Raw genomic sequence first — 13435 nt, 5'->3', positions numbered from 1 at the left:
TGTCTTTATCTAGATAATTATTTAAGATATTAACTTTTAAGAGGATTTAGTTTCAATTTTCTTGGCAGCTGGAGAGAACAATCCAGCGATCAATACAGCAATTATTACTACAAGCAGGGCATAGAGCAGCCCTACTGATTCACCTAAAAGTCCAATGAAAGGGGGCCCAACCAAAAAAGCTAAATAACCTAACGTGGAAACGAAAGCAACTCTCTCTGTTGCACCATTGGGATTATCTCCAGCAGCGGACAAACCTACCGGAAATCCTAAAGATGCACCGATTCCCCATAAAAAAACTCCTGCTGCAGCAAAGTAGAAATTAATATCAAGTATCACAACAGCTAATCCCGATACGGCTATGATTGCAGCTGATACCAATATTGGAACTCGGCCAAAGCGGTCTAGTAAGAAGCCACCGGACATTCGGCCGATTAGCATAGCTAATAAAAAAACACCGTATACAATCGTACCTGTAACATGAGTCACCTGGTAAGCATCTACAAATAAAATGGGTAACCAATCATTTGCCGTACCTTCTGCCAAAGCCATTCCCATAACAATAATACCAATGTAAACTAGTCTTAACTCTTTGAAGATGCTAACCTTGGTTTGTGGAGAACTGACTGAATGATGATTAGTTATTAGGTCTACTTTTCCTGTAGCCGTCGGTAAATACTTTATACAAATAACTCCAAACAAGATAATCACAAAAGCAATGATTATAAAATGTATAAAGACAGGAATTTTTACCGATATGGCAAGTGAGCCTAAGCCTACTCCTAAGAGAGTACCTCCACTAAATGATGCGTGAAGAGCGGGAAGTAATGTTTTATTGGTACTTCGCTCAAGTGCTGCTCCCTCCACATTTTGAGCTACGTCTATAATTCCATAACCAAGCCCGAAAACAACAAGACCTGAGAAAACAAGCAGCTTTATAGCCAATAGAATACTAAAACCCGCTATAAGCAATCCTAAAGACAAAATGATAACGCTTAAGGCAATTGCTTTTCGTGCTCCTATATGACGGATCACCGAACTTGCAGATACAAGACCAACAATTGCGCCCGCCGCAATTCCAAAAATGATCCAGCCCATTATTGACGTAGATGCATGAAGAATATCTCTTACCTCAGGTGTTCTCGAAGTCCACGAAGAAAAAGCCATTCCCGACAGAGCAAAGAAAACAAACAAAGAAATTTTCCACTTGTTAATATTAAGAATTATTGTTTTATTATTATATTGTTCCACAAGAGTACCTCATCTTTAGTATTTTTTGATTCTGATATTCGTTACTGATATACCTTGACCTTGTTACTGCCTCCGTTTCATTCATAATTAGAATTATTGTTTCTCTAAACTCTTTTTATTAATTTATCTCTATTTTTCAATACATACTTGCAGTATAAAGTGAATTTGTAGTACAATATCGCCGAATTTCAGGAGGTGTTTGGATTGCAGGGGGCCATATTAACTAACGAACAATATAGGGAAGTTGCCACTCACGGTTCAATCAATTTCCCCATTCAATATTATCTAGACGATACGTTATATTTTCATAATCAAACCATTAACCGTCATTGGCATCCTGAGTTAGAGTTTGCTCTCATTCAAGAAGGGAAAGTTGATTACTGGATAGGTGGGAACAAACGAACACTTGAAGCAGGGGATGGGATTTTCGTCAATACTCGAGTCATTCATGGTTATGAAGCTATAGAAAGGGCGTTGGTTCCAAATATCGTTTTTTCTCCGGAATTCATATCAGGTGGAAATCATCTTGTCTTTCAGAAATTTGTGCAACCCATAATGTTTTCAACGATTTCAGGACTTTTCTTAAATAGAAAAGTGAAATGGCAAGACGAGATTCTTCATTCTTTAAACATAGTGTTTGAATTAATGAATTCTAAGAATATGACAAAAGAACTTGATCTTCAGGTATTAATGTCTTCCATATGGAAGACGCTGTACTTGCATCAAGAGTCTTATGAAAATTCATCACATTCTTCAAATTATTATATTCTTCAAACCCGACTGCAACTGATGTTAGATTTCATATATAAAAATTATGAAAGAAAAGTTCGCCTTACCGATATTGCAGATGCAGCGAAAGTAAGTAAAAGTGAGGCATTACGTTGTTTTAAACTAGGTGCTGACATCACCCCAGTTGAGTACTTAATACAGTATCGATTATCAAAAGCAAAAGAATTACTCTTAAATTCAGAAAAAAATGTTACCGAAATCGCCTCACAAACAGGCTTTGAAAACGTTGGATATTTTAGTCGAATGTTTAAAAAATATTATGGAGCGACACCAAGATTACTACGTAAAACAAGTCTACAAAAAACAGTAGATGTCTTACCTAGCAATCATCCACATAGGTAAATAAACTATGGTTCTGAGGTCAGCGGCTAATCAAAATACCAAACTTGTGCTTCGGATTCCAAAGTAAAAGGCTCTTAAATGTTTAACCGTAGATTCGAACAATCCGAAGAACTACAGAAGCGGTAAGCATAACGTGAGTATACAAAAACCTGCTGAAAAATATCTGGTTAGGAGATATCCGTTATGAAATAGTATTGCGCTACGACTGCTTCGGAGTTTTTTGCTGCGAATAATCAGGAAGTCAATCGAACATTTACCAATGAGATAACTTAAAAATCGTGAAAAGAGTTTCATTAAGCAGACATCAGCAGACACTTTAGAGTGTCTGCTGTATTTTTTCGTGAAGCTTAAAATAACGATATTATTGTTTCGATTTCTTTATATCTGCTTCCTTTCCTATAGTTTACTATTTAATTAACACACATATATATGACGGAAAAGGAGTAACTTTATAGGGGCTGCTTTTAGCCTATTTTGGACTTCTCTTTTTTTGCTCGAAGGGTATCCCTATCATTATTCGAGTCAGACTGTCTGTTTGGATTAGTTGGTGTGGTTGGAGCCTTGGGTGTGCCATGGATTGGATGCTTTATTGATCTGTTTATGCCATCGCAGGTCATCGGCATCATGACATTAATTCTCTTGCTTTTGTTTGCTTTATTTGTCTGGATCGTCAGTGTTCTCATTCTAATTTTGAGGATTATACTTGTGGAGTTGGGCGTTCAAGGCGCCCAAGTCATGAATCTAACTCGCATTTATTCGCTAGATAAAGGTGCTAAAAGTAGACTTAATACTGACTTCATGGTTAGCACATTTTTCGGCGGAACTTATGGATCAACGTTAAACAGTTATTTGTGGAGTATCGGTCAATGGACTTGCTAGATGCTGTGTAGTCCCAGCTTCAATTGTTGTATGGGGATTTTCATATCTTAAGAACCGGAAACTTGATTATAATATCTGATGAACTTCTTGAATCATTGTTCAATAAAACAATGAAGTAGGGAGTTTGATCAATGATATGTAAAGTAACTCGCTCTCATTTAGTATGAGGCACCAATTAAATATTTGAATTTTCCCTTGATAGCGCTTTTAAAATCGTATATAATGTGTTTACAATAAATATTAGGGTTGTTACTGCACAGCAGGCAAAGCCTAAACTAATCCGTGCTAAGTGATATTTAGTTCTGGATTGTTTAGGCTTTTTTGTTATTAAAAAAAACAAAGTGGGCGAGATTTTGAGAATAAAAAAAATATTTAACAATAATGTTGCTCTAGTTGAAGGACCCAATCGATCCGAGGTTATTGTTATTGGGAAAGGACTGGCATACCATAAAAATCCAGGTGAAGATATAGATCTGGCTAGAATTGAAAAAACTTTTGTAATGGAGACCAAAGAATTATCTGAACGGCTTTCAACATTATTAAGTGAAATTCCTCCAGAGCATCTGGAATTAACGGATCAGATTATTCGATACGCAGCGAGCGATCTGCAAACTTCCTTTAGCAACAATATTTATTTGGCTCTCACCGATCATATTAGTTATGCAATAACTCGCTCTGCACAGGGAATGAGCCTTAAAAATGCATTGCTCTGGGAGATACAAAAATTTTACCCGAAAGAGTATCAAACTGCTTTGCATGCTCTACAAATTATCGAAAACAAAACCGGGTTTACGCTGCCTATTGATGAAGCTGGTTTTATCGCCATGCATTTTGTGAATGGACAGCAGGACGGTCAGGAAATGGAACAGACCGTGCTCGTTACCCAAATGGTTCAGGGAATCCTTAATATAGTGACCCTTCACTACGGAATCGAATTGGATGAGAATTCGTTAAACTACAGTCGCTTTGTGACTCATTTGAGATATTTTTCGTATCGCACTATGCGTAATGAGACGATTCCGAGCGAAGATGATGAACTCTACAAACAAGTGGTTTCCAAATATCCCGAAGCTTTTGACTGTAGTGAGAAGGTTAGAACTTACTTACAGGAAGAGTATAAGATTGAAACGACCGAAGCTGAAATGGTTTATTTCATGCTCCATATCAGGCGCGTGACCAGCAGGAACTAATATTTACAATATAGATCAGGGTTGTTACCATTCGTTGGGCAAAGCCTGGATAAGTGATAAGTACATTTTATTGGTGTGCTTCCTCACCTATTCAGGTTTTTTTATTTTATATACACCCAGAATAAGTTAAAAGGAGCAATGTGATGAAGTACGAAAAATTAGCAAAGGACATTATGCAAAATATTGGTGGGGAGGAGAATGTATCCAATCTTGTCCATTGTGCAACTCGGTTAAGATTTAATCTTAAGGACAACCAATTGCCAGATAAAGAGAAGCTGAAAAGCCTGGAAGGTGTACTGACCGTTGTCGAAAGTGGCGGTCAATTTCAAGTGGTTATCGGAAATGACGTTTCACATGTATACCAAGAGATCAAGAAGACCAGCAACTTGGATCATGGGAATTCTGACTCCGCAGATGCGGAACTACCGAAAGAGAAGTTGATGTCCAGAATTTTTGCAGTAATTTCCGGGAGTTTGTCTCCACTGTTGCCTGCAATGGCCGGGGCCGGAATTCTTAAAGCCTTTTTAACTCTGTTCATTTCTTTTGGGTGGATATCTGCAGAAAGTGGAACTTATCTTATTTTGGCTGCAGCAGCGAATGCCGTCTTTTATTTCTTGCCTATATTCCTAGGTGTCACTGCATCCATCAAATTTGGTGCTAATCCTTACGTCGGTGGAGTGATCGGTGCATCGTTAATGGAACCAAACTTTACTGGGTTATTGGCCAATGGAGATACTTCATCCTTCTTGGGTATCCCTGTAGTTTTAATGGATTATTCCGCAACGGTCTTCCCGGTATTTGTTGCTATTTGGATTTTCTCTTACGTCGAAAAATGGTTTAAAAAAATCATTCACAAAGAGCTTCAGACGTTTTTGGTTCCATTGTTGTGTATGGTCATTATTGTGCCACTCACCGCGATGATTTTTGGTCCGTTTGGAGTGTACATCGGAAACGCTATCGCAGATGCCATTAATTATCTTATGGGTGTAAGTGGATTGTTAACAGGCGCTGTCATTGGTGGATTAATCTTTTTCCTTGTTGTTTTCGGTCTTCATTGGGGCATCATTCCGATCGTTCTAGCGAACCTAACGAATGGAACAGATCCCATTCTTGCAATGTGGGCAGCCTCCAACTTTGCCATGGCTGGTGTAGCACTTGCTGTCTTCCTTAAGTCTAAAAAAGAAAAGGCACTAAGATCCATTGCCGGTTCTTCTACGTTAAGTTTATTGCTAGCCGGTGTCTCTGAGCCAACGGTCTACGGAATATTACTGCGTTACAAGCGTACAATCCCGTATGTCATTATTGCCGGAGCTATTGGTGGGGCCATTAATGGTGCATTCCATACGTATGCTACAGCTTTTGTTTTCCAGAATGTTTTCTCCATTGGTGCATTTGAACCGGTTGGTTACTACTTAATTGGAATCGCCGTTTCGATGGCAATGGGCTTGATTCTGACGATTCTTTTTGGTTATCAAGACAAAAAAGAAGTTGCAGCGAATAAACAAGTCAAGGTGAACACTACTGAAAATGAAAAAAACATGGATCAATCTGAAGGAAGTGCAAGTCCTGTTGAACCGATTTTGAAAAAGGAAGTGCTTCTCAGCCCATTAACTGGAGAGGTAAAATCATTGACTGAAGTTCCCGATCCAGCATTTGCGGAAGGTGCTATGGGGAAAGGGATTGCTATTGTTCCGACCGTTGGGCAAGTACTGTCTCCAGTGAACGGCACCGTGGGCACCGTCCTCAAATCAGGACATGCCGTGATTCTGATGTCCGAGAATGGGGGAGAAATATTGATTCATGTAGGCATCAACACCGTTCAATTAAAAGGTCAACATTTCACGCCACGAGTGAAGGCAGGAGATCATGTCAAACAGGGAGATCTATTGATTGATTTTGATTTGGAGAAAATCAAGGAAGCCGGGTACAACCCGATTACCCCTATTATTATTTCGAATACTGCCGACTACCTGGACGTTATTGAGACAACAAATTCTTCGGTTACAGCACAAGATAAATTGCTAACGCTTGTTGTCTAACAAGAAGAGAGGAGGAAATACTTTGAAAACTGTACCATACACATTTCCTGAAAACTTTTTGTGGGGCGGCGCAGTAGCCGCCAATCAGGTCGAAGGGGCTTATTTGGAAGATGGAAAAGGATTGTCCACGGCAGATGTATTGCCGCATGGGATTACAGGTCCAATCTTGGAAGTGCCCGAAGGCAAATATCCTTCTCATGAAGCCATAGACTTCTATCACCGTTACCAAGAAGACATTGCACTGTTCGCAGAGATGGGTTTCCGCTGCTTTCGTACATCCATTGCGTGGTCAAGGATTTTTCCGGAGGGAGATGAGGCGCTTCCTAACGAAGAAGGACTTCAATTCTATGAGCGGTTAATCGACGAGTTGCTGAAATACAACATAGAACCTGTCATTACCATCTCTCATTATGAAATGCCATTAGGACTATCTAAGAAATATGGTGGCTGGAGAAGTCGGAAGATCATTAGATTTTATGAACGTTATGCAAAAGTTCTGTTCGAAAGATTCAAGGGAAAAGTCAAGTATTGGATGACGTTTAATGAAATAAACATACTTGCTCACTATCCTTTTACAGGCGGTGGAATCATCGCACGTGAAGGAGAAAATAAGAAACAGCTTCAATATCAAGCTGCACATCATCAGTTCATTGCGAGTGCTCTTGCTGTTAAAGCATGCCATGAAGTTATGCCAGAGGCTCAGATTGGATGTATGTTAGCCTATATTCCTGCATATCCGTTAACGAGTGCCCCTGAAGATGTTTTTGCTGCGCTACAAGGAGAGCGGGAAATCCTGATGTTCGGAGATGTACAAGCTAGAGGGGGATACCCTTCGTATGCTGCACAATTTTTCAAAGAGAATGACGTGGTGCTTGAAACAGAAGCCGGGGATGATGATATTTTAAAGAGTTATCCTGTGGATTACATTGGTTTCAGTTACTATATGAGCCGTGCAGTTAGCGCAAATCCGGATGGGAAAGAAACGACGGCCGGCAATCTATTCGGTGGAGTAAAAAATCCATATTTATCTTCATCGGAATGGGGTTGGCAAATTGATCCGCTTGGTTTAAGAATTGCTCTAAATCTATTGTATGATCGTTACCAGAAACCATTGTTTATCGTGGAAAATGGTCTGGGAGCAATAGATAAGGTAGAAGCAAACGATGTCATTAATGATGATTATCGGATTGACTATTTGCGCGAGCATCTCTTGCAAGTTTCCAAAGCAATTCAAGACGGTGTTGATCTGATGGGATATACTAGCTGGGGGCCTATTGACCTGATTAGCGCATCTACGGGAGAAATGAAAAAACGGTACGGATATATCTACGTTGATAAAGATAATGCTGGCCAAGGAACTCTAAGAAGAATAAGAAAGAAGAGCTTTAACTGGTATAAGAAAGTTATTGAATCAAACGGTTCGGACTTAGACTAGAAGAACCAGATATAATATAACTGTTGAGAAGAATCTTACTATCAACCTCTTGGATCTCTTTCCAGGAGGTTTTTTTCGAAAATTTTATGGGGTTATGTTAAGTAAAACAAAGGATAACAACCTAGATTATGCTCATAAATGGGCTGGCGGAGAGGAAGATACTAAGGTCATTTTCGGCCAGTTGAGAAAAGCCGGGTTGGACTACATTAATGTAACCGCCGTGTATTTCTGAGCCATTGTTCCGTTTCCTGGGTCATTTGGATTCGTTTGTTCGCGTCTGGCTCACTTTCAATCTTACGTAATCGAATGTGTAAGTGCTCATAAATCTCAGGGGATAGGTGCCTACGTACGACGTGACGATCATCAAACATAAGACGTATGAAAGAAATAACCGAATTATCATCAACAACAGCGTTAGCTAATATAAGATCCGCGGCATCGATTATCTCTGGACGTATAAACTCTTCATAATCTCGAACCTCAACATTGATTTTTATTCTATGATGTTAGAAAGCTTGGCAGGATGAGATTATTCACGTTAATTTTTGTTTTAATCTTTAACGGGAAACGTTAGTCAGGGTCAGAAGCAATCAGGTGTTGATATCTATGGAGATCTTGCTAACGGGTTTATCTTAAAACGCTGTTTATATTTTGAAAACTCAAACTACATATAACTCAAGTTATATATAGGAATTATAAGAATTTGTACTGTTAATGTCAGTTGCAAATATGTAACATGTTTTATAACATATGATTCGAGAAATCCCCTTAATCCATGTCATATCAGACACAACAGACTTTAATTTAGCTTTTTCGTTTTGTGTGTTACGAATATCATAATACCACCTCTCAATTGATGGAATATTTAGGTGATTATACTGGCTGCATGTGGTACTATTTTACTAAATATTGTATAGATTGGAGTGAACAAATGTGAACGATGAGGAAGAATTAGAGATACCAATTCCTGTTATTCAGAAGAAAATCACAAATGCTGATTTACTCTTAGGAAAGACTATTGAACCGATTAAAAGATTACAAGTTATTTCCGAAGATGACTTTGAAGATTTAGTTTGTGAATGGGCTACAGGATATCTTGCTCAGACATATGTAAAGGTTCGCCGCTGTGGGGGAGCCGGTGATATGGGTAGAGATGTAGTTGCATATTCAGTCTATGACAAGAAGGAGCAACTTATATGGGATAATTATCAATGCAAGCATTACGATAATGCTCTTACTCCCAGCAATATTTGGATAGAACTTGGAAAACTTTGTTACTACACTTATATTGGTAAATATACTGTTCCTAGAAAGTATTACTTCGTAGCCCCAAAAGGTGTATCTACAACTTTAGGAGATTTAATAGATGAGCCTGAATCTCTAAGGAAAGGACTCATAGCAAACTGGGAAACAAAGTGTAAGAAAAAGATTACCATTAAGCAGAATATTGAATTACAAGGAGATTTCTCTGATTATGTTTCCTCCTTCGATTTCACTATTATTGATAGTGTTGAACCACAAAGATTAATCGAACAACATGCTCAAACTAGATATTTCCCTTATAGGTTTGGTGGACTTCAAAAGAACCGGCCTCAGCCAGTGCTTCCTCCTGAACAAATTGCGGAAGATGAGTTGTTATACATTACGAAGCTCCTTGAGGCATATTCTGATAGTCATAAAGTAAAGCGGATTATTGTTAAAGAGCTTCCTGAACATCATAACTTTTTTAACCATTTTGAAAGGCAAAGGAAATCTTTTTATTCTGCTGAATCACTAATGAGGTTTGAAAGAGATACACTTCCTCCTGGTGTAGATGCTTTTAAAGAGCTGAAGGAAGAAGTTTACGATGGCATAATAGATATACTTGAGTCTGAACATGAAGATGGATTTGAGAGAGTCAAAAAAGTTTGTCTAGCAGCTCGAAACCTAAATGTACCGAGTTACCCTCTATACAATTCACTGAAGGGTAATGATTTGGCAGGGATATGCCATCATCTGGCTAATGAAGACGAAATTAAGAAATGGGTGAACTAATGGCAGAGCATTCGGCGAATGATATGGCTTTTAATTCTCCATTGGAGATTGGATTAAGAGCTTTAATTATATTATCAGTGAATCAGCCGGCTTATCTCGATTTGCAAAGATTGGTTTACTACGATTACTTAGTATTACATACCAGGGATATCGGTGATCCCAATTCACCGGATTCAATTCACCCTGCTACTCCTCATCGTTCAGGAGAAATTGTTGTTCGAAGGAAAGCTATGCAAGATGGGTTGGATTTAATGTACAGTAGAACCTTATTAGAAATTGTTTTTGGGGGAAATGGTGTTTCTTATATAGCCACGGAATTAACAAATGCTTTTCTAGATCTTTTTGAGTCTGAGTATTATAAGTTATTACGGAACAATGCATTTTGGGTTAGTCAATTTTTTTCAGAATACTCGGATGAAGAACTAAAAGGATATATTGATAATAAACTTGGAAGTTGGGGAGGAGAGTTTATGTACGAAGCTCTTACAAGGAGTGGTCTTGAATGATTTACGGCTTTGAACTTAGAAAGCTCCGAATTATAGGGAATGATGAGAAAGTTTCAGAGGTTTCGTTTAAGAGTGGATTGAATGTGATTGCAGGCCCGTCGAATACAGGGAAAACTTATATTTTTGAATGTATTAACTTTATGTTAGGTGGTACCGAGTTACCTGAACCCATCGATGAAGCTAAGGAGTATCACACTGTCCAGCTTGAGATAATCAGCCGTAATAACCAAGTCTATACTCTTGAGAGAGGACTGACAGGGGGAAAAGTTAAAAAATATAACTCAGCTATTTCGGAAATTGAATCTAATAGCAAATTTACAGAATTAGCTCAAAAGCATGCGAAGAAAGAAAGCGTATCCAGTTTTCTCATGAAGTTGTCTGGCTTTATAAACACAGAGTTATTTGTAATTAAAAACAAGGGAACTAAGGAAACTCAAAGGTTCAGCTACCGTAGTTTTAACGATTATATTCTTATTAATGAGGTTGAGATCATTTCAAAGAACTCACCAATTCAATCTAAAAATAACAACCAAACCGCAGAGGAATCTATTTTTAAGCTTATCATCTCAAATAAAGATGATTCTGTAACACGAAATACAGTAAAGACTGACAACCAAAATGGTTTTTTTAATGCTCAAATAGATATTATTAATAAACTAATTTTGGATATAGAAGCGGAAATTAAATTATTAGAATTGCCACAGAGTGACCACAATTTATCTGAAGATATTGAACAGTTGTTATTAAAACGGAGTGGATTAAGTTCGGAAATCGAAACATTAACGGAAAAACGTAAGATCTTCTGGGAGAATATTCAAAGTAATGAGTCTAGGCTACTCTCTACTAATCAATTAATCAAGAGATTTTATCTCCTGAAAGAACAATATGAGACTGACATTAAAAGGTTATCATTCTTGATTGAAGGGGATCATTACTTTTCGATGTTAGACTTTGAAAGGTGTCCTCATTGTAATCAACTAATTACAAATACAGAAGATTGCGACCACGTAGAAATTAAACAAAGGAAGGACTCATATACGAAAGAACTTCTTAAAATAAATAGTCATCTTAAAGACCTTAATGATGCACTTGAGTCTATGGAAGGTGAAAAAGCTTTACTGTTAGAATCAACCTTAGATGTTAATCTAAAGTATGAAGAAATAAGTATTAAACTCGATGAGCAACTCTCTCCAAAGATACTATTCATTCAAGAGGAATTGACAGCATTTCTAAAAAAGCAAAAAAACATAATTGAATATTCTGGTTTTCGATCATCGATTGAAAAACTGATGAATGAAAGAGAATTAATAGCAAGTAAATTAGTTTTAACAAAAGTAGACGAACAGAATCAAACTGTTGAAATGGACTACACTGGATTAATAGCTGAATTGTGTGTGCATATACAAAGATTTTTGACTGATTGGAACTTTCCGGATTCTTCTACTGTTGATTTTGATCCTAAAAATAAAGATGTTCTTATATCAGGAAAAGCAAGGAGGTTATTTGGAAAAGGATACCGATCTATTAGTTATGGAGCCTTTATTATAGGATTAATGGAATATTGTATTAGTAGCGCTTTGCCTCACCCAGGATTTGTTGTCCTTGATTCCCCTGTAACCTCCTATAAGGAACAAGATGAAAACGAAGATAAGACGCCTGAAGAACTGCAAAACAAATTTTTTGAAGAATTAGCTCAAACAAAACGACAAGTAATTATATTGGAAAATAAAAAACCTCCAATATCTATTTTAAAAAAAATAAATTACATTGAGTTTACAAAAAACAAAGAAGTAGGGAGATATGGTTTCTTTAATGTATAACAGCTTGTATTTCTTTCAATTAACAATTCTTTTTAATGTTTGTTATTGGGAAATGTGATGAGTATAAGCTGGTATGAACTCACTATCGAGACATGAGATTGAATAAAATTTTCTTGAACCGTTAAACCGTTGATCTGAAAATGATCGACGGTTTTTTTGTGAAAAGGGGCTAATTAATAAAACGTTGTTACATTTATTTATAACAACAACAATCAACTATGCGATAGGCATTTTGACTTATTACGTTTGTTATTTTGCTATGGTAATTAAAATCTCTACTGGAGAAGAAGTTGTTACTGGTGGAGTTCAAATAATGGCGAAGCTGGTGACTTAGTATGATTTGAATCCATCACTTCCTCGTATACCTAATATAAATATTTACCTCTTGCACAAAGAACGTATGTTCGTTTTATAATATATACAAACATACGTTCTTAAATGTACAGGAGTGATTTCAGTGTTGGCTAAGCAACGAACCATTATGCTCCTCTCGATATGCAGTCGTTTTATGCTTCAGTTGTCGAGGGACAAGAACATCGTTCGATTTCCGATTAGGTGTATATCTAAACATTACGCACACGCACTTACAAGTTCATTAAATACCCATAATACATAACAATGTTCAAATAGTTAAAGGAAAACTGACACGATGAGAGGTTAAACATGGTCGGCTAGGCATTAAACAAGCGAAATATCAGACTGAAACTGGCAGTTGAGAACAAGAACTTGTACCGATTGCCGAGAGGGACATGAACAAACGACCTCATTCCCACGCCGATAGGTGTCCAATGGAGAGAGTTGTACTTTGTTTACCTAGATAAAGATCTTAATCCAGCGGAAGCTTGGAAAATCAAACCTACTTATAGGGTTGCTTTTTTAACCTACCTTAGTGGAGTCACAAGTAGGAAAATCACAATCCAAGAACCAGGTAAGAAGCAATCAGGAACACGGGAATTGCTTGTAAATAAAGTTCGATATTCAACAGATATTACTACCGAGCTTCTAAAGTTAATGTAAGTGGAGTGAGTTAGAGAACCACAAGAAGGGGCTGTCCTAAACAGGTAGCCGTATTTTTATTTCCATTGAGCGTGGATCTTGTCGGTTCTTGCTTTCGGGGCAGGAGTTAAGTCCCTCTCTGGTGAATATTTAAATA

The 13435-nt window shown here is 37.6% G+C and carries 8 protein-coding genes; 7 read left to right on the top strand and 1 reads right to left on the bottom strand.

Going from position 1 to position 13435, the window contains the following annotated elements:
- Window positions 1–36 precede the first annotated feature (36 nt).
- Window positions 37–1248: an MFS transporter gene (locus tag PPA03S_RS03470; RefSeq protein ID WP_068963925.1), complete on the bottom strand. Its 1212-nt coding sequence runs from the start codon at window positions 1246–1248 to the stop codon at window positions 37–39.
- 204 nt (window positions 1249–1452) lie between these two features.
- Between PPA03S_RS03470 and PPA03S_RS03465 the strand changes: the two genes are divergently transcribed.
- From PPA03S_RS03465 to PPA03S_RS03430, 7 genes are all read left to right on the top strand, one after another.
- Entirely contained in the window at window positions 1453–2379 is a 927-nt protein-coding gene (locus PPA03S_RS03465) for an AraC family transcriptional regulator (RefSeq protein WP_062319802.1), read from the top strand.
- A 1232-nt stretch (window positions 2380–3611) separates the two neighbouring features.
- Window positions 3612–4448 carry a BglG family transcription antiterminator LicT gene (licT, locus tag PPA03S_RS03455; protein ID WP_062319797.1) on the top strand — a complete coding sequence of 279 codons (837 nt, stop codon included), beginning with the start codon at window positions 3612–3614 and terminating at the stop codon, window positions 4446–4448.
- Window positions 4449–4591: 143 nt separating this feature from the next.
- Window positions 4592–6487, top strand: a complete 1896-nt coding sequence (locus tag PPA03S_RS03450; RefSeq protein ID WP_062319795.1) for a beta-glucoside-specific PTS transporter subunit IIABC — start codon at window positions 4592–4594, stop codon at window positions 6485–6487.
- 22 nt (window positions 6488–6509) lie between these two features.
- Complete coding sequence (ascB, locus tag PPA03S_RS03445; protein ID WP_062319793.1) at window positions 6510–7922, top strand: 6-phospho-beta-glucosidase; 1413 nt, start codon at window positions 6510–6512, stop codon at window positions 7920–7922.
- A gap of 933 nt (window positions 7923–8855) precedes the next feature.
- On the top strand, window positions 8856–9956 hold the full coding sequence (locus PPA03S_RS03440; RefSeq protein ID WP_062319791.1) for an ABC-three component system protein: 1101 nt from the start codon (window positions 8856–8858) through the stop codon (window positions 9954–9956).
- Window positions 9944–10462, top strand: coding sequence for an ABC-three component system middle component 2 (locus PPA03S_RS03435; protein ID WP_068963923.1), 519 nt, complete (start codon window positions 9944–9946; stop codon window positions 10460–10462). The genes PPA03S_RS03440 and PPA03S_RS03435 overlap by 13 nt, the downstream gene beginning before the upstream one ends.
- Window positions 10459–12282 (top strand): AAA family ATPase, encoded by a 1824-nt coding sequence (locus PPA03S_RS03430; protein WP_062319789.1) that lies wholly within the window; start codon window positions 10459–10461, stop codon window positions 12280–12282. Before PPA03S_RS03435 ends, PPA03S_RS03430 begins: the two co-directional genes overlap by 4 nt.
- Window positions 12283–13435 lie beyond the last annotated feature (1153 nt).

It is taken from the genome of Paenibacillus pabuli NBRC 13638 (assembly GCF_001514495.1).
Taxonomy (GTDB): domain Bacteria; phylum Bacillota; class Bacilli; order Paenibacillales; family Paenibacillaceae; genus Paenibacillus; species Paenibacillus pabuli.
The sequence above is the reverse complement of the archived record's forward strand: the minus strand, read 5'-3'. Positions and strand labels throughout refer to the sequence as shown.

Excerpts from the sequence above, each read along its gene's own strand:
- PPA03S_RS03435 (WP_068963923.1), top strand. The coding sequence starts at position 9,944 with ATGGGTGAACTAATGGCAGAGCATTCGGCGAATGATATGGCTTTTAAT.
- PPA03S_RS03430 (WP_062319789.1), top strand. The coding sequence starts at position 10,459 with ATGATTTACGGCTTTGAACTTAGAAAGCTCCGAATTATAGGGAATGAT.
- PPA03S_RS03450 (WP_062319795.1), top strand. The coding sequence starts at position 4,592 with ATGAAGTACGAAAAATTAGCAAAGGACATTATGCAAAATATTGGTGGG.